At 57.9% G+C, this 21,388-nt stretch carries 23 protein-coding genes and 1 pseudogene; 12 read left to right on the forward strand and 12 right to left on the reverse strand.

From position 1 onward, the window contains the following. Positions 1-12 precede the first annotated feature (12 nt). From MKR05_RS04370 to hpxU, 5 genes are all read right to left on the reverse strand, one after another. Entirely contained in the window at positions 13-750 is a 738-nt protein-coding gene (locus MKR05_RS04370) for an amino acid ABC transporter ATP-binding protein (RefSeq protein WP_002905293.1), read from the reverse strand. After that, on the reverse strand, positions 731-1,387 hold the full coding sequence (locus tag MKR05_RS04375) for an amino acid ABC transporter permease (RefSeq protein WP_002905295.1): 657 nt from the start codon (positions 1,385-1,387) through the stop codon (positions 731-733). The genes MKR05_RS04370 and MKR05_RS04375 overlap by 20 nt, the downstream gene beginning before the upstream one ends. Then, positions 1,387-2,052, reverse strand: coding sequence for an amino acid ABC transporter permease (locus MKR05_RS04380; protein ID WP_044523341.1), 666 nt, complete (start codon positions 2,050-2,052; stop codon positions 1,387-1,389). Before MKR05_RS04380 ends, MKR05_RS04375 begins: the two co-directional genes overlap by 1 nt. A gap of 9 nt (positions 2,053-2,061) precedes the next feature. Continuing rightward, a complete protein-coding gene (locus MKR05_RS04385; protein WP_023289755.1) occupies positions 2,062-2,847 on the reverse strand; it encodes a transporter substrate-binding domain-containing protein in 786 nt (261 codons plus the stop codon). A gap of 214 nt (positions 2,848-3,061) precedes the next feature. Beyond that, entirely contained in the window at positions 3,062-3,901 is an 840-nt protein-coding gene (hpxU, locus tag MKR05_RS04390) for a MurR/RpiR family transcriptional regulator HpxU (RefSeq protein ID WP_023289756.1), read from the reverse strand. Between the two features lie 179 nt (positions 3,902-4,080). Between hpxU and hpxW the strand changes: the two genes are divergently transcribed. Genes hpxW through hpxZ form a run of 4 tightly spaced genes read left to right on the forward strand, consistent with a single transcriptional unit; the run spans position 4,081 to position 7,640 of the window. After that, entirely contained in the window at positions 4,081-5,667 is a 1,587-nt protein-coding gene (gene hpxW, locus MKR05_RS04395) for an oxamate amidohydrolase (protein WP_107112422.1), read from the forward strand. 10 nt (positions 5,668-5,677) lie between these two features. Further along, positions 5,678-5,863 carry an oxalurate catabolism protein HpxX gene (gene hpxX, locus MKR05_RS04400; protein ID WP_023289758.1) on the forward strand — a complete coding sequence of 62 codons (186 nt, stop codon included), beginning with the start codon at positions 5,678-5,680 and terminating at the stop codon, positions 5,861-5,863. Further along, positions 5,860-7,257 (forward strand): AtzE family amidohydrolase, encoded by a 1,398-nt coding sequence (locus MKR05_RS04405; protein WP_064154592.1) that lies wholly within the window; start codon positions 5,860-5,862, stop codon positions 7,255-7,257. Before hpxX ends, MKR05_RS04405 begins: the two co-directional genes overlap by 4 nt. Next, on the forward strand, positions 7,254-7,640 hold the full coding sequence (hpxZ, locus tag MKR05_RS04410) for an oxalurate catabolism protein HpxZ (RefSeq protein WP_044523350.1): 387 nt from the start codon (positions 7,254-7,256) through the stop codon (positions 7,638-7,640). The genes MKR05_RS04405 and hpxZ overlap by 4 nt, the downstream gene beginning before the upstream one ends. Before the next feature lie 172 nt (positions 7,641-7,812). Here the strand turns inward: hpxZ and asd are convergent, their stop codons facing one another. Then, on the reverse strand, positions 7,813-8,931 hold the full coding sequence (asd, locus tag MKR05_RS04415) for an aspartate-semialdehyde dehydrogenase (protein WP_130952641.1): 1,119 nt from the start codon (positions 8,929-8,931) through the stop codon (positions 7,813-7,815). 323 nt (positions 8,932-9,254) lie between these two features. Here asd and MKR05_RS04420 point away from each other — a divergent pair, with 323 nt between their 5' ends. From MKR05_RS04420 to fabF, 4 genes are read left to right on the forward strand one after another with little or no spacing between them, the layout of a single operon-like run. After that, positions 9,255-9,812: a helix-turn-helix domain-containing protein gene (locus MKR05_RS04420; RefSeq protein WP_032446066.1), complete on the forward strand. Its 558-nt coding sequence runs from the start codon at positions 9,255-9,257 to the stop codon at positions 9,810-9,812. Then, the gene (locus MKR05_RS04425; protein WP_064154588.1) at positions 9,796-10,839 is read left to right on the forward strand and encodes an HlyD family secretion protein; all 1,044 of its coding nucleotides are present in this window, start codon (positions 9,796-9,798) and stop codon (positions 10,837-10,839) included. Before MKR05_RS04420 ends, MKR05_RS04425 begins: the two co-directional genes overlap by 17 nt. After that, the gene (locus tag MKR05_RS04430) at positions 10,836-12,398 is read left to right on the forward strand and encodes a DHA2 family efflux MFS transporter permease subunit (protein WP_130952643.1); all 1,563 of its coding nucleotides are present in this window, start codon (positions 10,836-10,838) and stop codon (positions 12,396-12,398) included. Before MKR05_RS04425 ends, MKR05_RS04430 begins: the two co-directional genes overlap by 4 nt. A 19-nt stretch (positions 12,399-12,417) precedes the next feature. Continuing rightward, on the forward strand, positions 12,418-13,692 hold the full coding sequence (gene fabF / locus MKR05_RS04435; RefSeq protein ID WP_049014062.1) for a beta-ketoacyl-ACP synthase II: 1,275 nt from the start codon (positions 12,418-12,420) through the stop codon (positions 13,690-13,692). A gap of 261 nt (positions 13,693-13,953) precedes the next feature. Here the strand turns inward: fabF and MKR05_RS04440 are convergent, their stop codons facing one another. Further along, positions 13,954-14,445 (reverse strand): DMT family transporter, encoded by a 492-nt coding sequence (locus MKR05_RS04440; RefSeq protein WP_072413231.1) that lies wholly within the window; start codon positions 14,443-14,445, stop codon positions 13,954-13,956. A gap of 9 nt (positions 14,446-14,454) precedes the next feature. Beyond that, a complete protein-coding gene (locus tag MKR05_RS04445) occupies positions 14,455-14,889 on the reverse strand; it encodes a DMT family transporter (RefSeq protein WP_023289765.1) in 435 nt (144 codons plus the stop codon). Positions 14,890-14,988: 99 nt separating this feature from the next. Here MKR05_RS04445 and MKR05_RS04450 point away from each other — a divergent pair, with 99 nt between their 5' ends. The 3 genes from MKR05_RS04450 to MKR05_RS04460 all read left to right on the forward strand — a co-directional run bounded on the left by MKR05_RS04450 (position 14,989) and on the right by MKR05_RS04460 (position 17,635). After that, the gene (locus MKR05_RS04450; protein ID WP_032456087.1) at positions 14,989-15,924 is read left to right on the forward strand and encodes a LysR family transcriptional regulator; all 936 of its coding nucleotides are present in this window, start codon (positions 14,989-14,991) and stop codon (positions 15,922-15,924) included. 251 nt (positions 15,925-16,175) lie between these two features. Beyond that, positions 16,176-16,532: an ASCH domain-containing protein gene (locus tag MKR05_RS04455; protein WP_072199053.1), complete on the forward strand. Its 357-nt coding sequence runs from the start codon at positions 16,176-16,178 to the stop codon at positions 16,530-16,532. Between the two features lie 203 nt (positions 16,533-16,735). After that, positions 16,736-17,635 (forward strand): hypothetical protein, encoded by a 900-nt coding sequence (locus MKR05_RS04460; RefSeq protein WP_072013422.1) that lies wholly within the window; start codon positions 16,736-16,738, stop codon positions 17,633-17,635. Between the two features lie 461 nt (positions 17,636-18,096). Here MKR05_RS04460 and MKR05_RS04465 read toward each other — a convergent pair whose 3' ends face one another. Continuing rightward, positions 18,097-18,897 carry a helix-turn-helix domain-containing protein gene (locus tag MKR05_RS04465; protein ID WP_207304225.1) on the reverse strand — a complete coding sequence of 267 codons (801 nt, stop codon included), beginning with the start codon at positions 18,895-18,897 and terminating at the stop codon, positions 18,097-18,099. Positions 18,898-18,989: 92 nt separating this feature from the next. Here MKR05_RS04465 and MKR05_RS04470 point away from each other — a divergent pair, with 92 nt between their 5' ends. After that, a complete protein-coding gene (locus tag MKR05_RS04470; protein ID WP_044523381.1) occupies positions 18,990-19,715 on the forward strand; it encodes a type 1 glutamine amidotransferase in 726 nt (241 codons plus the stop codon). A gap of 353 nt (positions 19,716-20,068) precedes the next feature. Here MKR05_RS04470 and MKR05_RS04475 read toward each other — a convergent pair. From MKR05_RS04475 to MKR05_RS04485, 3 genes and pseudogenes are all read right to left on the reverse strand, one after another. Continuing rightward, positions 20,069-20,354, reverse strand: a pseudogene (locus MKR05_RS04475) (LysE family translocator); the annotation flags it as partial. Continuing rightward, a complete protein-coding gene (locus MKR05_RS04480) occupies positions 20,348-20,968 on the reverse strand; it encodes a histidine phosphatase family protein (protein ID WP_101978269.1) in 621 nt (206 codons plus the stop codon). The gene MKR05_RS04480 and the pseudogene MKR05_RS04475, both read right to left, overlap by 7 nt. A 143-nt stretch (positions 20,969-21,111) precedes the next feature. Further along, on the reverse strand, positions 21,112-21,336 hold the full coding sequence (locus tag MKR05_RS04485; protein WP_180401970.1) for a hypothetical protein: 225 nt from the start codon (positions 21,334-21,336) through the stop codon (positions 21,112-21,114). Positions 21,337-21,388: the final 52 nt, after the last annotated feature.

The raw sequence follows: 21,388 nt of genomic DNA on the forward strand, positions 1-21,388 counted from the left end.
CCATTCCTTACGTTAGTTAAGACCGCGCACCGAGGAGATAAACTGTTTCAGTTCGGTTGTCTGCGGACTGGCGAACAGCGTTTTGCTGTCGCCCTGCTCCCAGACGCGCCCCTGATGCATAAACACCACGCGGTCGCCCACTTCGCGGGCAAAATTCATTTCATGGGTGACGAGGATCAACGTCATGCCTTCCGCCGCCAGCTGCTCCAGCACCTTCAGCACTTCGCCCACCAGTTCCGGGTCGAGCGCCGAGGTGATTTCGTCACAAAGTAAAACCTTTGGCGACATGGCCAGCGCCCGGGCGATGGCCACGCGCTGCTGCTGGCCGCCGGAGAGGTTGGCCGGGTAATAATCCAGACGGTCGCCGAGCCCGACCTTCTCCAGCATCCGCTGCGCCAGCTCGCGACATTCGGCCTGGGACTTCTTCAGCACCCGCCGCGGAGCCAGCATGACGTTCTCCAGCGCCGTCATGTGCGGAAAGAGATTGAAGTTCTGGAACACCATGCCGATGGAGCGGCTGATCTCCCGGGCCTGGGAATCGCGGTCGGTGATGGTCATGCCCCCGAGCTTGATGCTCCCCTCCTGGTACCCCTCCAGGCCATTGATGCAGCGCAGCAGAGTGCTTTTGCCCGAGCCGCTGCGGCCGATGATCGAGATCACTTCCCCCATGTCGATATCCAGATCGACGCCCTTCAGCACATGGTTGTCGCCGTAGTACTTCTGCATCTGATTAATGGTGATGAGAGGCATTGAATTTGTTCTCCAGATAACGGCTGTAGCGGGACAGCGGATAGCACAGAATGAAATAGCCCAGCGCCACCAGGGCAAACACTTTAAACGGCTGGTAAGTGACGTTGGTCAGCATGGTTCCCGCCTTGGTCAGCTCCACAAAGCCAATAATCGAGGCCAGCGCCGTACCTTTGATCACCTGCACGGCGAACCCCACCGTCGGCGCGATGGCGATGCGCAGCGCTTGCGGCGCCACCACCCGGTACAGGGTCTGGCCGAAGCTCAGCCCGAGACAGCGCGAGGCTTCCCACTGGCCTTTCGGCAGCGCGCGAATGCTGCCGAACCAGATATCCAGCAGAAAGGCGCTGGTGTAGAGCGTCAGGGCCACCGACGCCGCGGTCCATGCCGAGACGTCGATGCCGAACAGCGCCACGCCGAAAAATGCCAGAAACAGCTGCATCAGCAGCGGCGTCCCCTGAAACAGTTCGACGTAGCCGCGGATCAGTCGTTTTACCTGCCGTCCGCCGGTCAGGCGCAACAGCAGCAACGGTAAGGTCACCAGCGCCCCGCCGGTGAACGCGACCAGAGACAGCAGCACCGTCCAGCGACCGGCCAGCAGCAGGTTGCGGATAATGTCCCAGTCGGTAAAGGTGGTCATCATGCCTGCACTCCCAGCCATTTACGCCCCGCCGCCATCAGCAGCTGACGCATCGCTATCGATAACGCTAAGTAGATCCCGGTGGTCACCAGATAGACCTCAAAGCTCAAAAATGTCCGCGACTGGATCAGGTTGGCGGCGAAGGTCAGCTCCTCATAGGAGACCTGCGACACCACCGACGAGCCGAGCATCACGATGATGCACTGGCTGACCAGCGCCGGATAAATCCGCTGCAGCGCCGGGGGCAGCACGACGCGAACGAAGGTTTGCGTCCGGCTGAGTCCGAGCACGCGTCCGGCCTCCCACTGGCCTTTCGGCGTCACCTGAATGCCGGCGCGCACGATCTCGGTGCTGTAGGCCCCAAGGTTAACCACCATCGCCAGCAGCGCCGCTTCGCCGGCGGTCATCTTCAGCCCCAGGTTCGGTAAACCAAAGACGATAAAAAAGAGCTGCACCACGAACGGCGTGTTACGAATGATTTCCACATATCCGCCCCAGACCCGGCTGAGTGCGCCCGGGCGGCCGCTGCGGATCGCCGCCCCGAGGATACCGATCGCCAGTCCGCCGATCGTCGCCAGCACCGTCAGCTGCACCGTCACCCACAGGCCGGCCAGCAGCTCCGGCCAGTGCGGCCAGAGCTCAGAAAAATGAAGTTGCTCCGTCATCCACAGACCTTACGCGCCGAGGCTGGCAGGCAGCGGCGCTTTCAGCCACTTCTCAGACAGACCGTTGAGGGTGCCGTCCTTAATGCCCTGCTCAATGAGGGTATCCACTTTCGCCTTCAGCGCTGGTTCGTTCTTTTTCAGCCCGATAAAGCACGGCGAGTCCTTCAGCATAAAGCTCGGCACCGGCGCTTTGTCGGCGTTCTGCCGGGCGATGGCCGCCACCACCAGGTTCCCGGTGGCGACGTACTGCACCTGGCCTGACAGGTAGGCCGACAGGGTGGTATTATTGTCCTCGTAGCGCTTAATCTGCGCCGCCTGCGGCGCCACGCTGGTCAGCACCATGTCTTCCACCGCCCCGCGGGTCACGCCGACGCTTTTACCGCTCAGCGCGGCCGCGTCCTTCAGCTCCGCCCCTTTCGGGCCAAACACCCCGAGGAAGAACGGCGCGTAGGCGCGGCTGAAGTCGATCACTTTCTCACGCTCAGCGTTTTTGCCGAGGCTGGAGATCACCAGGTCCACCTTATCCGTCTGCAGATACGGCACGCGGTTGGCGCTGGTTACCGGGACCAGCTGCAGCTTGAGCTTCATCGACTTCGCCAGATAGCGCGCCATGTCGATGTCATACCCCTGCGGCTGCAGGTCGGTCCCCACCGAGCCGAATGGCGGAAAATCCTGGGGTACGGCAATGCGGATGACGCCGCGTTTTTCAATATCCTGGAGCTGGTCAGCCTGAGCGGCGGAAACAGACGAAAGGAGACAAGCGGCCCCGGCCAGTGCGATCAACAGTTTCTTCATGATGTTTACCCGTTACGTTAGCATGAAACAAAAGATTCTTTGAATCTGTTTTTGCAACTAATGTGCCAGATGCGGCCGATGCGAGGGTTGGCGAGGAATTAACGCAAAAAGTGAGAAAGGACAGGGAGTAAGGAGCAGAAGAGTAAAAATCGACGGCGCCAGAACGCGGAACCAAATGCACCATATTGATGCACAGCACCACGCTGGCGCCCCATCAGCGTTGTTCCAGCTCGTCCAGTTGCTGATAAAGCGTAGCGATATCGTGGATCCGCGGACGACCGCTGTCGAGCGTTTCATGCAGAAAGGCATTGGCCAGCAGATTGATCAGACTGTTGACCGAGGCATAGCTGTCGTAAGCCGAGACGCTGTCCAGCGGCGCGCAGAGCTGCCAGCGGGAGAGCGGGAACAGGCTGTGGGCCTGCGGCTCGCACATTAACAGAACCGGCACCCCATCGCGCTGCAGCTGCTGCAGCAGCGGGCGCACGATCCGCGGCCGCCGGCGAAACGCCATCATCACCACCAGGTCATCGGCGGTCAGGTCGACCAGCTCTTCGCTGAGGCTCTGCCCCGGCTGGGGCAGCACCAGCACCTGACCGCGAGCCTGCAGCAGCTGCTGGCGCAGGTGTAGCGCCGCCGGATAGGCATTGCGCATGCCAATCACCACAATGCGGCGCGCGGCCACCATCGCCGTCAGCGCCTCGGCGAACTGGTGAGCGTCAAGAGCATTGACCCATTGGGTGAGGTTCGCCATCTCCTGCTTATAATGACGCGCCAGCAGCGTGTTACCCTGCACCGCGTCGCGCTGGTCGGTCAGCGGCATTCCGCTCTGGCGCAGGGTGCGCAGTTCATCGCGCATGTCCTTATATTTGTCATAGCCCAGGCGCTTGAACAGCCGGCTGACGGTGGCTTTCGACACGCCGCTCAGCTGCGCCAGCTCGGCGCTGTTGTAGCTTATCAGGTCATCAAAGTGGTCAAAGATGAAATCCGCCACCCGCTGCTCCTGCGGCGACAGCGAGGCATATTGCCCTTTCAGTCGTTCATCGAGTTGTTGCATAGCGCCCCTGTAACTTTCGTTTCATCATCCATCCCTCATCATACTGTATCTGCTATGCCTTACACATAGCGTGCCAGCGGGAAAATTCCGGTCATTGTTTTTATCAATGAAACGAAACGTTCAGAGATGGAACAGCTTTTGCAGTGTTCTGCGGGTGATTCGTTCAGAAAGGATAATTTATGCACAGTAGCAACGTTTCGACCCACGGCATGGCGGTCGCTCCTCACCACCTCGCCAGCCAGAGCGCGCTGGCCATCCTGCGCGAGGGCGGCAGCGCCATTGAAGCGATGGTGGCTGCCGCCGCGGCCATCGCCGTCGTCTATCCGCACATGAACGGCCTGGGCGGGGATGGTTTCTGGCTGATCGTGCCTCCCGAGGGGGATCCCATCGCCATTGACGCCAGCGGTGCGGCCGGCTCGCTGGCCACCCTCGAAGCCTATGCCGGTCAGCGGCATATCCCCCACCGGGGGCCGCAGGCGGCGCTGACCGTCGCCGGCACCGTCAGCGGCTGGGACGAGGCGCTGCGAATTTCACGGGACTTAACCGGCCGCGCGCTGCCGGTGGCGCGCCTGCTGGCCGATGCTATCGGTTATGCCGAAGACGGCATTCCGGTCACCGCCTCCCAGGCCCATGCCACCGCCAGCAAACTGGAAGAGCTGCGCCACCAGCCGGGCTTCAGCGAAACCTGGCTGGCGGCGGGCGAGCCCCCCCGGGCCGGCAGCCGCTTTCGCCAGCCCGCCCTCGCCGGAACCCTGCGCATGCTGGCCAGCGACGGTCTCGACAGTTTCTATCGCGGCCCGCTGGCCGAACGTCTCGCCCAGGGGATGGCCGCGCTGGGGATGCCCGTCACCCTCGGCGACCTGCAGGCCCACCGCGCCCGGCGCCCGGCGCCGCTGACGCTCCAGCACCGACAGGGCACGCTGTGGAACCTCGCCCCGCCGACGCAGGGGCTGGTGTCGCTGGCGATCCTCGGCATCACTGACCGTCTGAACATGGCCGACGCCGACGAGGCGCAAACGGTGCATCGCATCGTCGAAGCCACCAAGCGGGCGTTTGCCCTGCGCGATGCGCATATCACCGATCCGCGCCATCTGGATGTCGACGTTCAGCAACTGCTGACTCCGGAGGCGCTGCAGCCGCTGGCCGACAGCATCGACGACGCCAGCGCTTCGCCCTGGGGCGGCGGCAAAGGCCCGGGCGATACCGTCTGGATGGGCGTCGTGGATAACAGCGGCCTGGCGGTGTCATTCATTCAGAGCATCTATCACGAGTTTGGCAGCGGCGTTGTGATCCCGGAGACCGGGATCGTCTGGCAAAACCGCGGGGCGGCCTTCAGCCTCGATCCGCAGCATCTTCTGGCGCTGGCGCCAGGCAAACAGCCGTTCCATACCCTCAACCCCGCCGCGGCGCGCCTGAACGATGGCCGGGTGATGGTCTATGGCTCGATGGGCGGCGACGGTCAGCCGCAGACCCAGGCGGCGCTGTTTACCCGCTATATCCTGCAGGGGGCGCCGCTGCAGGAGAGCATCTCCCGGCCGCGCTGGCTGCTGGGCCGCACCTGGGGCCAGTCCTCGGATTCACTGAAGCTGGAGGGACGCTTTGCCCCCGCCTGCATCGCTCGCCTGCGCGAGCTGGGGCACGAGGTGGAAGTGCTGGCCGATTTCAGCGAGGCGATGGGCCACGCCGGGGCCATTGTCCGCCATCCCAACGGCCTGCTTGAAGGGGCTACCGATCCACGCAGCAACGGCGCCGCCGCCGGATACTAAGGAGCAGATCATGACCACACAGCCAGACTGGAGCGAGTATCTGACGCAAATGACCCACCTGTTGCGCCTGGAGCTGGATGCGCCGCGCCGTGAGGAGCTGGAGCGCCAGTTTGCCCGCATCGCCGCCATGGCGCAGCCGCTGATGGACTATCCCCTCGGGCCGCGCGACGACATTGCGGGGGTGTATAAAGCATGACACTTCACCATTTCACCATCGCCGAGATCCAGCGTGCGCTGCACGAGGGCGAACTGAGCGCCCGGGAGATCGCCCGCCAGACGCTGGACGATATCGCCCGCGTGAATCCGCAGATCAACGCCTGGACCGAGGTCACCGCCCAGCGCATGCTGGCGGAGGCCGACAGCATCGACGCCCTGCGCCGGGAAAAGCGCCCCCTGCCGCCGCTGGCGGGCATTCCCTACGCGGTGAAAAATCTGTTTGATGTCGCCGGGCACACCACCCTCGCCGGCGCGGAACTGCTGAGCGACCGGCCGCCGGCAGCCAGCGACAGCTGGGCGGTGCGCCAGCTGCACAGCGCCGGCGCCCTGCTCAGCGGGATGCTCAATATGGACGCCTACGCCTACGGCTTCACCACCGAAAACAGCCACTATGGCGCGACGCATAACCCGCACGATCTGTCGCGGATCGCCGGCGGATCTTCCGGCGGTTCGGCCGCGGCGGTGGCGGCCGGGCTGGTCCATTTCAGCCTCGGCAGCGATACCAACGGATCGATCCGCGTCCCCGCGTCGCTGTGCGGGATCTTTGGCCTGAAACCCACTTTCGGCCGCCTCTCCCGCTCCGGCAGCCATCCGTTTGTCGCCAGTCTGGATCATATTGGTCCCTTTGCCCGCCGGGTGGCCGACCTCGCCGCGGTGTATGACGCCCTGCAGGGGCGCGACCCGGCCGATGACTTTCAGGCCGATAAAGCCAGCGAGCGCACCGGCAACCTGCTGGAGCGCGGGCTGGAGGGTCTGCGCTGCGCGCGGCTGGGGGGCTATTTCACCACCTGGTGCGATGACGACGCCCGGGCGGCCGTGGATCGGGTCGCCCACGCGCTGGGCGCCGACAGCGAGCTGCAGTTCGCGGATGCCGCCCTGGCCCGCTCGGCGGCCTTTATCATCAGCGCCAGCGAAGGCGGCAATCAGTATCTGCCGGATCTTCGCCACTCGCCCGAGCGCTTTGAGCCTCACTCCCGCGAGCGGCTGCTGGCCGGGGCGATGATCCCCTCCGCATGGTATCTGCAGGCCCAGCGCTTCCGCCGCCATGCCCGTCAGGCGATGAAATCCCTGTTCAGTCAGGCCGATGTGCTGATCGCCCCGGCCACCCCATGCAGCGCCACGCTGATTGGCGCCGAGGAGATGGTGATTAACGGCCAGCCGCTGCCGGTGCGCGCCAGCATGGGAATGCTGACGCAGCCGATCTCCTTCCTCGGGCTGCCGGTGGCGACCGTGCCCCTGCGTACCGCCAGCGGCAAGCCGATTGGCCTGCAGCTGATTGCCGCGCCGTTTAACGAACAAGCCTGTCTTCGCGCCGCGCGGGCGCTGGAAGCGATGGGCATTACCGATGCCCGAGTGGCGGAGAGTGCAGCATGATCAATCTGGATAATGTAGACCGCCCGGCGATCCTCGCCGAGGTGACGGCGGCGTTTTATCAGTATGAAGAGGCGCTGGTCAGCAATAACATCGAGGCGCTGGATGCGCTGTTCTGGCACGACCCGCGCACCGTACGGCTGGGGGCCGGCGAAAATCTGTATGGCATCGAGGCGATCCGCGCCTTTCGCGCCGCCCGCCCCGCCGCCGGTCTGGCCCGCGATCTGCGCCATACCATCATCACCACCTTTGGCGCGGACATGGCGGTGTGCAGCACCGAGTTCACCCGCGAAGGCAGCGCCCGCCCTGGACGCCAGCAGCAGACGTGGGTGCGCTTTCCCTATGGCTGGCGGATTGTCGCCGCCCAGGTCAGTCTGATGGACTGAGGGGAACAATACCGATTATGGCCAGGTGGATACCGTCTCCACTGGCCATTCCCGAACCGGTAAAAATGGAGTGATTGACGATGGTCAGGATGATTGAGGGCTGCTGAACCAGCAGAGAGTCTTGCGCTGAAAAGGTCATTTCTGCCGCAGGCCTATCAGGCAGCAACAGTCATTACACTTTGCCAAGCAGGATATTTAACATACGGCGCAAGGGTTCCGCCGCGCCCCATAACAGCTGATCGCCCACCGTCAACACCGAGTAGATCGGCTCATTATTTAGCGACATTTTCTTGTAGCGGCCAATACCCACCTGCAGTGAACCGCTAATAGCAGCCGGGGTCAGTTTACTGACACTCTCTGGCTTATTATTGGGGATATAGTTTACCCACGGATGGGAATGGGTCACTAACTCTGCGAATTCCGTTTCGCTGACCTCACGTTTAAGTTTAAGGGTAATGGCAGCGCTGTGGCAGCGGATCACGCCGACCCGAATACATAAACCATTAACCGGGATGGCGCCGGGCGCAAGGCCAAGTATTTTATTGGTTTCCGCCTCACCCTTCCATTCTTCGCGGCTATTTCCATCGCCTAAATCGCTGTCGATCCATGGAATAATGCTGCCCATCAGCGGGACGCCAAAATGCTCCACCGGCATGCCGGCGCTATTAATCAGCTCACTCACTTTATTGACTAAAGGCAGCACGGAACCTGATGCCGCCAGTTCATCAGCGGACAAATACTGGCTGATATACGCGCTTTGGGCGATCAATTCCCGCACCTGTTTGGCGCCCGCCCCGGAGGCAGACTGATAAGTCATGACGCTCATCCATTCGATCAGATCAGCCTTGATCAGCCCGGCCAGCCCCATCAGGCTCAGCGTAATGGAGCAGTTGCCGCCGACAAACAGTTTCACTCCTGCTTTCACCGCACGATCGATATTATCGCGGTTGACCGGGTCGAGAATAATGCAGGCGTTCTCATCCATTCGCAGCGCCGAAGCGGCGTCGATCCAGTACCCTTGCCAGCCAGAGTGAATTAACGCCGGATAGATGGCTTTGGTATAATCCCCGCCCTGACAGGTGATGATAATATCCATTTCGGCGAGGGCGCTAAGGGAATTCGCATCTTTCAGTCTGTCGCTTTTACCATTAATAACCGGGCCCGCGGCACCCGCACTGGAGGTACTAAAAAAATGCGCTGAAATATCGTCGAAATCATTCTCTTCGATCATTCGCTGCAACAATACTGAGCCAACCATGCCCCGCCAGCCAACAATACCCACCTGCTTCATTTATTTAACCTTAAAAAGTTATGAGAATATTAATTTGCGTTCGCCATACCTTATATCGTATCCCCCAATAAAGGTCATTACCCACCACATCGATTTTTATGATTATTAAAATGTTTCATCTGCCATCAGCGGTTTTTATCTCTTATTACGGTAAAGCAGAAATAAGCAGGCGGCGGAGACTGTCCCGCTTTCAGCATTCAAAGGAAGAAATGACGTAGCGGAACGCCAGCGGCTGCTCCCCTGACGGTTATCAATAGTAACTTGCATTTTGATAGTGACTATGTCAATTTGCTGGCAACAGCCACCTGCTCCCTGGACCGCCCATGAAAAATGAACCGCTTTGCCACGCTCCCTGCCCCATCGCCCGTAGCCTGGGCCGCATCGGCGACAGCTGGAGCATCATGATCCTGCGCGACGCCTTTGCGGGCTTTACCCGCTTCGACGAATTTCAGAAAAGCAGCAACGTCGCGCCCAATATTCTGTCGCGCCGCCTGAAGGCGCTGGTCGACGACGGGCTGCTGGAGAAGGTCTGCTATAGCAGCACGCCGCCGCGCTACGAATACCACCTCACCCCGCGCGGCCGCGATTTCCGCATGGTGCTGCTGGCGCTGGCGGAATGGGGTAATCGCCACTTCGCTCCCGAAGGCCGTCAGATGCAGCTGGTGGAAACCGCCACCCAGCGACGGGTGGAGCCAGTCATGGTGGATAAAGCGACCGGGGAAGAGATTATTCCGGGTAAATACGCCATGGTGCCGGGCCCCGCCGCCTCGCCGCTGATGAAATATCGTCATGAATATCTGCTGCGCAAACGCGAAGGCGATAGCGGGCAAAAATTCCAGCCTGAACCTTACAGAGATGCCAGCAATGAATCCGACCAGTAAGAAAAATACTCTTGTCCTGGCGGCACTGGGCGCTGCCGCCCTGGCGGCAGCGAGCTACGGCGCTTACTGGTGGCATACCGGGCGCTTTATGCAGACCACCGATGATGCCTATGTCGGCGGCGACATTAGCGCCATATCCAGCAAAGTCTCCGGCTATATCCAGCAGCTGGCGGTGCAGGACAATATGGCGGTGAAAAAAGGTGACCTGTTGATCCGCATTGACGACCGCGATTATCGCGCCGCCCTCGCGAAAGCCGCCGGAGAAGTGGCGGCGCAGCAGGCCGCGCTGGCCGATATCCAGGCTACCCGCCAGCTACAGCAGGCGACCATTGCCGGCTCTACGGCCTCGTTACTGGCCGCCACGGCGGCAACCGAAAAACTGGCTAACGATAACCGACGCTATAACGCCCTGGCCGCGTCGAGCGCGATTTCCGCACAGATCCGCGATAACGCCTCCGCCGATTATCGCCGGGCGTATGCCGAGCAGGAGAAAGCCAAAGCGGATAAAACCGTGGCCGAACTTCAGCTGGCGGTGCTGGATGCTCGCCAGCAGCAAACCCTGGCTGCCCTGGCGCAGGCCCAGGCTAACCTCGAGATGGCCAGGCTGAACCTCAGCTATACCGACATTCGCGCGCCGTTCGATGGGGTGATTGGCAACCGCCGCGCGTGGTCCGGCTCCTTCGTCAGCAGCGGCACGCAGCTGCTCTCCCTGGTGCCCGCGCACGGCCTGTGGATTGACGCCAACTTCAAGGAAAACCAGCTGGCGCATATGCGTGCCGGCCAGCCGGTGACCATCGTCGCCGATGTGCTGCCGAACCATACCTTTAAGGGGCAGGTCGCCAGCCTGGCGCCGGCGACCGGTTCACGCTTCAGCATTCTGCCGGCGGAGAACGCGACCGGGAATTTCACTAAAATCGTGCAGCGGGTGCCGGTCCGCATTGCGCTGGAAGGTGACGGGGCAAAGCTTGACGTCCTGCGCCCGGGACTGTCGGTGATCGTCACCGTGAACGAAAAGAACCCTCAATGAGCACCGTTCAGGCGCTGTCCGCCCCGCAGGGTCTGTCGATGCCGACGGCGAAGAAGATCTTCGCCTTCGCCAGCATGTGCGTGGGGATGTTTATTGCCCTTATCGACATCCAGATCGTCTCCGCCTCGCTGCGGGATATTGGCGGCGGCCTGTCGGCGGGCGACGATGAAACCGTCTGGGTACAAACCAGCTACCTGATCGCCGAGATCATTATTATCCCGCTTTCCGGCTGGCTGGCCCGGGTCATGTCGACCCGATGGCTGTTTGCCGCTTCCGCGGCGGGATTCACGCTGATGAGCCTGCTGTGCGGCTGGGCGTGGAACATCCAGAGTATGATCGCCTTCCGCGCCCTGCAGGGACTGGCGGGCGGGTCGATGATCCCCCTGGTGTTCACCACCGCTTTCGCCTTTTTCCAGGGCAAACAGCGGGTTATTGCCGCGGCGACGATCGGCGGCCTGGCCTCACTCGCCCCGACGCTGGGTCCAACGGTGGGCGGCTGGATCACCGAAAACTACAACTGGCACTGGCTGTTCTTTATCAACGTTGTTCCGGGGATTTACATCGCGGTGGCAGTGCCGCTGCTGGTGAAAGTAGACAGCGCCGACCCCACTCTGCTGCGCGGCGCCGACTATCTCAGTATTCTGCTGCTGGCCTTGTCACTCGGCTGCCTGGAATATACCCTCGAAGAAGGTCCGCGCTGGGGCTGGTTTGATGACGCGACCCTGACTACCACCGCCTGGGTCGCCCTGCTCTGCGGCGTGGCCTTTGTTATCCGCACCCTGCGCCATCCGCAGCCGGTGATGGATCTCCGCGCCCTGCAGGATCGATCCTTCAGCCTCGGCTGCTATTTCTCGTTTATGGCCGGCGTCGGCATCTTCGCCACCATCTATTTAACCCCGCTGTATCTGGGTAGCGTGCGCGGTTTCAGTGCGCTGGAGATCGGCCTGACGGTATTTTCCACCGGTCTGTTCCAGGTCATGTCCATTCCGTTTTATTCGTGGCTCGCCAACCGCGTCGATCTGCGCTGGCTGTTGATGGCCGGGCTGATCGGCTTTGCGGTGTCGATGTACAGCTTTGTTCCGATCACCCACGACTGGGGGGCGGATCAGCTGCTGCTCCCGCAGGCCTTTCGTGGACTGGCGCAGCAGTTTGCCGTCGCGCCAACGGTGACCCTGACGCTGGGCAGCCTGCCGCCCGCGCGCCTGAAGCTGGCCTCCGGGCTGTTTAATCTGATGCGCAACCTCGGGGGCGCCATCGGTATCGCCCTGTGCGGCACGGTGCTTAACGACAGAACCAATCTGCACTACAGCCGCCTGGCAGACCATCTGAATAACGCCAACCTGGCAATGAGCGATTTTGTTCAGCGCAGCGCGGCAAACTTCACCGGCCAGGGGATCTCGCCGGATGCCGCGCAGACGGCGGCGCTGAAAAAACTTTCCGCGCTGGCGCTGCGGGAGGCGCGGACCCAGGCATTTTCCGATGCTTTCTACCTCATCATGATGGGTTTTTTACTTGCCGCGCTGCTGGTTCCCTTGATGAAAAAGCCGCCGGCACACTGATACTACAGGAGAGTTAACTATGGGCGTTTCCGTTAAACGCATTGTCGTCACCGGGATGGGGATTGTCAGCCCGCTGGGCTGCGGCGTACAGCACGTCTGGCAGTCGCTGCTGGCAGGTAAATCAGGGATCACCCGACTCAGCGAGCAACTGGTCGCGGATATTCCCTGCAAAGTGGCCGGCCAGGTGCCGTCCATTGACAGCGATCCGCTGCACGGCTTCGACCCGCTGGCGACCATCCCGGCGAAAGAGCGCAAAAAGATGGATCGTTTTATCGAGTTTGCGCTGGTCGCCGCGCGTGAAGCGCTGACTCAGGCCGGTTGGTCGCCGGCATCTGCGGCCGAACAGGAACGCACCGCCACGGTGATCGCCACCGGGATCGGCGGGTTCAGCGAGATCGCCAATGCGGTACATACCACCGATGAGCGCGGGCCGCGTCGCCTCTCCCCGTTCACCATTCCCTCTTTTCTGGCCAACCTGGCCGCCGGGCATGTGTCTATCGCCCACGGTTTCCGGGGCCCCATCGGCGCGCCGGTCACCGCCTGCGCAGCGGGCGCCCAGGCCATTGGCGATGCGGCGCGGATGATCCGCAGCGGCGAGGCGGATATCGCCCTCTGCGGCGGCGCGGAAGCGGCAATACATCGCGTTAGCCTTGCCGGGTTCGCCGCGGCAAGGGCGCTCTCCAGCGCCTCCAGCGACCAGCCGGAAGCCGCTTCCCGCCCCTTTGACCGCGACCGCGATGGATTTGTGATGGGAGAAGGCGCCGGGCTTATCGTGATCGAGTCGCTGGAGCACGCGCTGGCGCGCGGCGCCACGCCGCTGGCCGAGCTGGTGGGCTACGGTACCAGCGCAGATGCTTATCACCTGACCGCGGGCCCGGAAGACGGTAACGGCGCGCGTCGGGCCATGGAAACCGCCCTTCGCCAGGCCGGAGTGACCGCTGAAGAGGTTGACCATATTAACGCCCACGCCACCTCGACCCAGGTCGGCGATAAAGGCGAGCTGGCGGCGATTAAAACGCTGTTTGGCGCCCATCCCGTCGCCATTACCTCGACGAAATCCGCCACCGGCCATCTGTTAGGCGCGGCAGGCGGGATTGAGGCCATCTTCACCATTCAGGCGCTGCGTGACCAGGTGGTGCCGCCGACGCTGAACCTGCATCACCCCGATGAAGAGGCGGCAGGTCTTAACCTGGTGGCGCTGGAGGCCCGCCCGCAGAAGATGCGCTATGCGCTGTCGAACGGTTTTGGCTTTGGCGGGGTTAACGCCAGCCTGCTGCTGAAACGCTGGGAATAATCGTCAACTCCCCCGCCGGCGCGGGCTGGCGGGGGAGCTCCACCCGGACACCCTACGCTGTCGCTGGTATCACTTGTCCACCTTGCTCCTGTGTTCTCTGCTGAAGCTGAAAAATTCGCTACCAACGCTGAAGCCGGGTGAGCGGCCCCTTTCTCTTAAGGTCAAAAAATGGGAGCCACTGACGCGTTGCTGCGAAAACGGGTGCGTTAGGGTTTTGGCGTCCTGCAGACCAAAACCGATGTTAATGACGAAGACCTGAGCTTATGTGTTAGCGTTTTCCTGCTGCCTGGGGGGTATCGCCGTTGCGGCTTTTGACCTGCTGCTGGCGTAAATAAAGAACAGCGCAATACCCAGGCAGACAATGGCGCCGATTCGGCTCAGCGAGAATGGAATCGCCGCATTGCCCAGCCAGCCGAAGTTATCGATCAGCATGCTCATGGTTAACTGGCCAAAAATGACGGCGACCGTAGCCACTGCTGCGCCAATACGCTGGACGGCCAGCACCATAATGACGATATACGGCACGCCAAACATTGCGCCCAGCAGTTGCCATTTAGGCACATCCATCAGCGTCAGGGTGTGTTTGGGTTCGAAGAAGAAGATCAGCAATCCCGTCACCAGCGCGCCGACAGAAAATGTCAGGAACGCGCTTTTGAATACGCCGACCTTGCTGCCCAGCTGGCCATTGATAGCCGCCTGGATACTCAGCATGGCGCCACCGGCGACGGCGAGCAGAATCATGATAATAGTCATAATGTTACTTTACCCCTGTGCAACCATAACCAGCGCTGCAATGATGAAAATCAGCGCAATGATACGTTTACTGTCAATTTTCCTGCGCGACGTACCGAGCAGGCCGAAGTGATCAATCATCAGGCTCTTGAACACCTGGCCTGCCAGAATGCCGATCATCGTCATGGCGATGCCGATTGCCGGCGTTACCACGGTGAGGATGATGACGTAGATCGGCCCAAGCACGCCGCCAAGCAGCTGCCACGCTGGTTGCGCAAAGAATGACGGGCTGTTGCGCGGGCTGAAAAAAAGCATCAGCAAAAAGGTCAGTGCCGCACCGACGCCGAATATGCTAAAGGTAGCCCAGAGGTCACCGACCTCCCCACCCAGTGGCCCGAGCAATCCTGCCTCTATGGACAGTCCCATGCCTCCGGCAATGACGATAAAAATCAATATGAGTTGCATAGCAATCAGTCTCCCGTAGTTCAGGCGGAGAAGATTACGACTTAATATGGATGAGAAAAATGCCATAATGAGATAAACACCTGTGCAGGATATGCATTAATGAATGAGCTCGGGAACATCAGTATTCGCGCCCTGCTGATTTTTATAGACGTTTATGAGACGCAGAATTTCTCTGTGGTAGCTCGGCGGGAAGGGATATCTGCCTCTCAGGTTTCGCGCGTCATCCATCAGATGGAGGATGTGCTCGGGCAGCAGCTTTTTTACCGCAATACCCGGGCGATAATTCCGACGGAAAGCGGCCATCTTTTTATCCGCTATGCGCGAGCCATGACTGGCAGCATGGAGGAGGCGCGGCGGGAACTCAACGAGAGAACCCTTGAGCCTTCCGGAATGGTGCGCATAAACGCACCGGTATTCTTTGGACAGCGCCATGTCGCCCCCGCGTTACCCGGCCTGACGGCGCGATATCCGAAGCTCAGCATTGAGCTTACCCTGACTGATGATTACATCGATCCGCACCGCGAGCCGGCTGACGTAATTTTCCGCATTGGCGTGCTGACGGATTCCGCATTTCATGCGCGCGTGTTTGGCCAGCAGTTCTATCATCTTGCCGCGTCACCGGATTACATCCGCCGGCACGGCATGTTGGGATCACCCGAAGAGCTGGCGCGGCATAAATGCCTGGTCTATCGCGGTTCGTCAGGACCAAACCAATGGCTGCTGCGCAGGCACGGAGAAGAATGGGTGCACTACCCCGTCTCGCCCCTGATGTCATCGAATAATGCTGAAACTCTGCTGATTGCCGCGCTCGGGGGGATGGGGATTGTGCTGTTTCCTGACTGGCTGATTGGAGACCGGCTGAAGCGCGGCGAGCTTGTCGAACTGCTGCCGGAGCTGGATACGTCCATAAAAACGGAGCCACAGCATATCGCAGCAATCTATCCGAATGCCCGCCACCCTCCTCTGAACGTTCGGGCGATTATCGATTACTACCTGGACGCGTTTGGTTCACCGCTTTACTGGCAGTCTGAATAAGACAGGCGATGTTATTGCCCGTCCTGAAGTTAATTTCCGTTTCTGGCACAGAGCCAACGAGTTAAATGCCCTTGAGGTCCGTTTTGAGCGAAGACCGGACGACGCTATCTAAAGAAGGGTATCGCTGATAATGTTGGGACCGCTCAGGTTAAAAAAGGTATAACTTACTTTTCATTGACGATAACGAAGGAATTTTCATGGTTGAGGTTGAGGAAATAAAAAGGAAATATCCGGGCGCAGGGGCCTGGCAAATGGGTGACAGTCCGGAACTGGCAAGCGAGCTTGCGGAGCTGATTAAAAAAGGGATCAAAACGGCTTCTTGCGGATCTTTTGCCTCTTATCAGCAGGAAGAGTCTGCCCCGAGGATTGGGGATTATAACATTATTCTTGATGGCCAGAATGTTCCAGTTTGCGTGATCAGACTGGTTTCGATGCAGCTGGTGCGTTTTTGTGATGTGACTGAAGCGTTCGCCCGCAAAGAGGGTGAAGGCGATTTAAGCCTTGAATACTGGCAGAAAGAGCATCAGCGTTTTTTCATTCGTGAAGGTCATTTTTCTGAGGATATGGAGTTGATCGCAGAAGAGTTTGAAGTGGTTGAGGTGCTGTGAGACAAGGTTAACGGGCTGACGTTTTATCAATCGCCACTGATAACACTGTTCGCTTCTGGCGCGGAGCGGACAAGCTATCGAACTAAAGGTTCGCATTGAGCAAGGAGCGGACGTGCCAGCTATAATTGGTAATAAAATGAGAGGAGAGCTATTCTGATTTGTTTATAAAGAACATTTTTACATCCAAGGGCGAAATATTTTTTATGCTATCTTACATGCTATCTCAATATGCCAGGCTACCTGTGCCTGAATTTACCCTACGTTCATGGCTAAAACAATGGTTGTCAGAGCAGGAGTCGAGGTGTACAGACAGAAGTTTCTCGGCGCGATTTCCCTGGAGAGAAACTGGATTATGTCAGGAATATTTTTTACAACGAAAACTCAAAATTGATGGAAAGCAATTTCTTACTGGCCCCCGTTATCAGGGCGGAAATATTAACAAACCTTTTATTGATATTGTAGGTATGGATTCTGACCTAAATCATACTGCATTAGAACTCATTAGTAAGGAATGGTCACAACTCAGAGCTCAGTATGTCCGCATTCTTGTGCCCGGCCAGTCTTTCCCACAGGGTATTCCCGACCAGTATATATACGCCACCTCTTTTTCTGAACCCCCTGAATTTAATGATAAATCTCTTACTTTGCAAGTGGCGACATACGAAGATTTTGACTGGTGTTGTCAGGCTCTGGGCGATGCCTATAAGCATACATGGCAGACAGTTCGCGAACTGTCTGCAAACAATTTGGTAGCAGTTGATGACGAAGAGTTGTGTGACCATATTTCTGAGAGAGAAGTATATATTATCTATGAAAACGACGTTCGCGCCGGGTTGCTAATATGCCAGAAAGGAAACATCGCTTTTCTGAGAGGATATCGTATTACTGACAAAGTAATACTTCCTGCTTTTCGTGGTCGATCATTGTCAGCCCGAGCGCAACGCCTGCTGTACCGATTATTAACTCATTCCGATTCTGAACTATCTTTGTATATGGGCACAATTATTCCGGAGAATATCCCCTCGATGAAAACTGCAGAAAGAGCGGGACGAACTTGCATCCTAAGTTATCAATTTCTACCCATCTGCAGAACCCACGGCTAACAGCAATGCTAATTTATCTTCAGCCTACTTCCGCTTTTGGCACACACGGGACGTCAAGGGCCCGGGTGTACTCCCCTGGACGCATTAATGGGCGGTATGTGATTGTTGTGCAGGCTATCATATGGCCTGAGGTACAGCAGAATCAGGCTTCGTAGAAATGAGTCGGCTCACAGCGTCCGGAATCCACCCGGTGCCGTAAATCACCGCAAGGTCTGTCATAAGGTAATTTCATAACGTATCGCGACACCTTTTTTCTTCACGCAGGCCTTCTCTTTCACGGTTTGTCAGAACTGTGGACCGCAGTAATCTCCACTCCGTGCTTTAATCAATGAGAGTGTGTCGGGTGCAAATTAAACTACCTTTCTCAACAGCAAAGGCGGGATACGCCTACCCTCGCAGGGTTTCTGCGTCTGGTAATATGCCCATGACAGTCTCAAAGACCGCTTTGAGGGTTTCCCGGTTTAAGGCACATAATCGCGCGGCGTTGCCCCCAAAATGCAGCGAAAAGCAGCGGTAAAGGCCGCCGGGCATGAGAAACCAAGCTGGTAAGCGACCTGTTTGATTGGAACGCCGTTCGCAAGAAGATCCAACGAAGCATAAATTCTGGCTCTCTGCTTCCATGTTCGAAAACTAAAGCCTGTATCCTTCATAAACAATCGGGAAAAGGTCCGTTCCGACATGGCCGACCTAAAAGCCAGCTCGCTCAACGATGCTTCCCAGCGCTGATTGACCAGTAGCGATCTGGCCGCGCTAAATAATCGCTCATCATTCGGCATGGGTAGCGCCATCGTTAAAGGTGGCGCCTCGCTGAGAATTTCCAGAAGCAACAACGCTATCTTCCGTTGAATCGGTCTGGCGTAGTCCTCACTGAACAGGCCTGCGATAAGTTCTTTGACTAACGGCGTAGCCGTGATCACATGCACCTGTTGACTCTTCGTAAAGCTCATACATTCTGCGATAAGGCTACTGCTGAAATAGATCGCCCTGAGATCGGTTTGTGAAAGCAGATGGTAACTATGGATATGCAGAGGCGGTAGCCATAATGCCCGCTGAGGAGGGATCACCCAACGGTCACTCTCTGTTTGCACCAGCATCACCCCTCTGGTGGCGAAGAGTAGCTGCCCCTCAACATGATGATGGGGAGGATCTACCTCACCGCGTTGATAGCTTATCGCAGTACTGGACCAGCCTGTGGATTCATCATGTCTTGGCGCTTTATCTATACTACCTGGCATTTCAGATTTAGCCCCTGCATTTATCATATCGAAACTGGAACCACCCGGAGTAGAGCCTTAGGCAATGGGTGCGTGACTTATCATTCTGATCGTCAAAGATATTACAGGAGCTTAACCTCATGCGTGTACACTTTATCGTACATGAAAGTTTTGAAGCCCCGGGCGCATATGAAACCTGGGCAATAAACCAAGGTCATGATGTAACTTACTCACACGTCTATGCAGGCGATCGGCTACCTGCTGACGCCGAAGGCATCGATTTTCTTATCGTGATGGGCGGTCCGCAAGATCCGGACACAACGCTTGAAGCGTGCCCGCACTTTAATGCTAAAGCGGAACAGGCGCTGATTGCTTCCGCGGTTAAAACCGGTAAGGCGGTGATCGGTATCTGCCTGGGTTCACAGCTCATTGGTGAAGCGCTGGGCGCGCCTTTCTCTCATAGCCCGGAAAAAGAGATTGGTAAATTCCCGATCACATTGACCGAAGACGGCAGAAAGGATGAGATGTTCTCTCACTTTGGGAAAACACTGGAAGTGGGTCACTGGCATAACGATATGCCAGGCTTGACGCCGGAGGCCAAAATTATCGCTTACAGCGAAGGCTGTCCCCGGCAGATCGTTGCCTATTCAGACCGCGTCTTTGGTTTCCAGTGCCATATGGAGCTCACATTGGACGTTGTAGAACGGCTGATCGCCCATTCTGAGCAAGAGCTGAGCCGTGCTGCAGACTACCGTTTCGTTGACACGCCTGCAGCGCTCCGGGCCCACGATTACAGTGAAATGAATCAAGTGCTTTTTGGCTTTCTGGATAAGCTGGAAGCGCGTTACAACGCCGCTCAAGCATAATGTCATGCCCGGTGAGCTTGCCATCGGGTTGAGATTGTCATGTCCGCTCCTGGTACAGAGCGGACGAACTAACTGATTTGAAGGTCCGCTATGAGCGAGGAGCGGACATTGGCTTTATATCAAAATAGACATTTTGTGATTGAACCTCGCCACTACCGAATTTTTCCGAATACCGCAGCTGGGAAAACTGCGGGTTTTACCCTGAAAATCACCGCCGATCACTATATCTGACATGCCGTCAAGTTGAGATAGGCATGAGATTTAGTGTTGACCGCCGCAGTGGGGTCCATTCTCCAAAGTTACATTTCAGTCTGAACGAGAAGCGGACAGCGGGTTTACCGGTTGTGTATACCTTAACGGGCGGATGTCGATACTATGCCGGCCCCGCTAAACATCATGCGGATGACAACGCCTGTACACCGCTCCTGCCATTTGATAACGCCCGGGTGTTAAGGACCGTTTCCAAACGTCCCTGATGCCATCGCGACTGAACCCAGGGAAACCATTCCAGCCCGCTTTTTTGATACTCCCCAGGACAAGCAATTGCAACCAGACCGGACCCGCGACGGGAACGACAAACTGAGGAAGAGCAGCAAACATGAAAAGCAGGAATTTGGGGTAAGTCAGACTGTTCAATCCAGGTGACGTAAATGTGTCGCGATCCCCCATCTAAGGGCGGAACACCTTCCATTAACCAGCTCGAAAACGGAGTAACTCGCGTTGGGTTGCGCATACCTGTGAAAATCATCCACAGATCCGCTTTTTAGCATCGCAAGCACGCCCTGAATGACCATCCCGTGAGACACAAGACATATTGTTCGATGATGATGTTTTTTTTCCAGATTGGATAAAAAATGCATAATTCGCTGCGAAGCATGTGAGAGAGACTCCCCCCCTGGCGGACAATACTCTGCATCAAGGTTGAATAATGCTTCTGCGGCGTCTGGATTATTCTGCAGGAGCTCTACGCTTGTCATGCCCTCAAACTGACCAAAAGCCTGTTCTTTCAGAGCTGGTTCAGCTATCAGTGAACAATAAAAACTCTCCGCCAGGCGCTGTCCCATTTGCCAGGCCCGGCCAAGCGGAGAAGCGTAAACACATTCTGCCCGGTAATCACTCGCTGCAAACGCCGCCAGTAAGGCTGATGTTTGACGCTCCCCCCGAAGCGTCAATGCGCTATCATTGTGTCCCTGAATACGACCTTTTACATTCCATTCTGTTTCTGCGTGTCGAACCAGTATCACTTGCATCATTGAAAGGTCACGTATGCTGTTGTTTGAAATGTTACAAACTAAAAACACCCCGTTTATATGCAGGCAAGTTCTCAGCTCTCGGCGAAAAACAGGAACACGTGTCGCTGACAAGGGTTATATTCAGTCGCCCCTGCCCGGGACCGCTATCTCAGTAAAACCTGAATCAGCTGCACGACGATATACACTCCCGCTACCACCTGTATGATCCGAAACCCCCATCTCAGATAGCGCCATTGATGGCGTTCGCTGGCATCAGCGGCTTCAATCGCGGGATCATAACGTTTTCTTTTCCTGGTTCTGAATGTATCGAATCCCCACAGGATGAGAAGAAAGATGATGATAACTTTTTCAACGATAAAATGGTTCACAAAGAGAGACTCCGGTCTTCTCACGGTTACAGGCAGAATAGAGAAACCGCCT

It is taken from the genome of Klebsiella sp. K5-204 (assembly GCF_030128585.1).
GTDB lineage: Bacteria > Pseudomonadota > Gammaproteobacteria > Enterobacterales > Enterobacteriaceae > Klebsiella > Klebsiella quasipneumoniae.

Excerpts from the sequence above, each read along its gene's own strand:
- MKR05_RS04370 (WP_002905293.1), bottom strand. The coding sequence starts at position 750 with ATGCCTCTCATCACCATTAATCAGATGCAGAAGTACTACGGCGACAAC.
- MKR05_RS04375 (WP_002905295.1), bottom strand. The coding sequence starts at position 1,387 with ATGACCACCTTTACCGACTGGGACATTATCCGCAACCTGCTGCTGGCC.
- MKR05_RS04380 (WP_044523341.1), bottom strand. The coding sequence starts at position 2,052 with ATGACGGAGCAACTTCATTTTTCTGAGCTCTGGCCGCACTGGCCGGAG.
- MKR05_RS04385 (WP_023289755.1), bottom strand. The coding sequence starts at position 2,847 with ATGAAGAAACTGTTGATCGCACTGGCCGGGGCCGCTTGTCTCCTTTCG.
- hpxU (WP_023289756.1), bottom strand. The coding sequence starts at position 3,901 with ATGCAACAACTCGATGAACGACTGAAAGGGCAATATGCCTCGCTGTCG.
- hpxW (WP_107112422.1), top strand. The coding sequence starts at position 4,081 with ATGCACAGTAGCAACGTTTCGACCCACGGCATGGCGGTCGCTCCTCAC.
- hpxX (WP_023289758.1), top strand. The coding sequence starts at position 5,678 with ATGACCACACAGCCAGACTGGAGCGAGTATCTGACGCAAATGACCCAC.
- MKR05_RS04405 (WP_064154592.1), top strand. The coding sequence starts at position 5,860 with ATGACACTTCACCATTTCACCATCGCCGAGATCCAGCGTGCGCTGCAC.
- hpxZ (WP_044523350.1), top strand. The coding sequence starts at position 7,254 with ATGATCAATCTGGATAATGTAGACCGCCCGGCGATCCTCGCCGAGGTG.
- asd (WP_130952641.1), bottom strand. The coding sequence starts at position 8,931 with ATGAAGCAGGTGGGTATTGTTGGCTGGCGGGGCATGGTTGGCTCAGTA.
- MKR05_RS04420 (WP_032446066.1), top strand. The coding sequence starts at position 9,255 with ATGAAAAATGAACCGCTTTGCCACGCTCCCTGCCCCATCGCCCGTAGC.
- MKR05_RS04425 (WP_064154588.1), top strand. The coding sequence starts at position 9,796 with ATGAATCCGACCAGTAAGAAAAATACTCTTGTCCTGGCGGCACTGGGC.
- MKR05_RS04430 (WP_130952643.1), top strand. The coding sequence starts at position 10,836 with ATGAGCACCGTTCAGGCGCTGTCCGCCCCGCAGGGTCTGTCGATGCCG.
- fabF (WP_049014062.1), top strand. The coding sequence starts at position 12,418 with ATGGGCGTTTCCGTTAAACGCATTGTCGTCACCGGGATGGGGATTGTC.
- MKR05_RS04440 (WP_072413231.1), bottom strand. The coding sequence starts at position 14,445 with ATGACTATTATCATGATTCTGCTCGCCGTCGCCGGTGGCGCCATGCTG.
- MKR05_RS04445 (WP_023289765.1), bottom strand. The coding sequence starts at position 14,889 with ATGCAACTCATATTGATTTTTATCGTCATTGCCGGAGGCATGGGACTG.
- MKR05_RS04450 (WP_032456087.1), top strand. The coding sequence starts at position 14,989 with ATGAATGAGCTCGGGAACATCAGTATTCGCGCCCTGCTGATTTTTATA.
- MKR05_RS04455 (WP_072199053.1), top strand. The coding sequence starts at position 16,176 with ATGGGTGACAGTCCGGAACTGGCAAGCGAGCTTGCGGAGCTGATTAAA.
- MKR05_RS04460 (WP_072013422.1), top strand. The coding sequence starts at position 16,736 with ATGCTATCTTACATGCTATCTCAATATGCCAGGCTACCTGTGCCTGAA.
- MKR05_RS04465 (WP_207304225.1), bottom strand. The coding sequence starts at position 18,897 with ATGATAAATGCAGGGGCTAAATCTGAAATGCCAGGTAGTATAGATAAA.
- MKR05_RS04470 (WP_044523381.1), top strand. The coding sequence starts at position 18,990 with ATGCGTGTACACTTTATCGTACATGAAAGTTTTGAAGCCCCGGGCGCA.
- MKR05_RS04480 (WP_101978269.1), bottom strand. The coding sequence starts at position 20,968 with ATGATGCAAGTGATACTGGTTCGACACGCAGAAACAGAATGGAATGTA.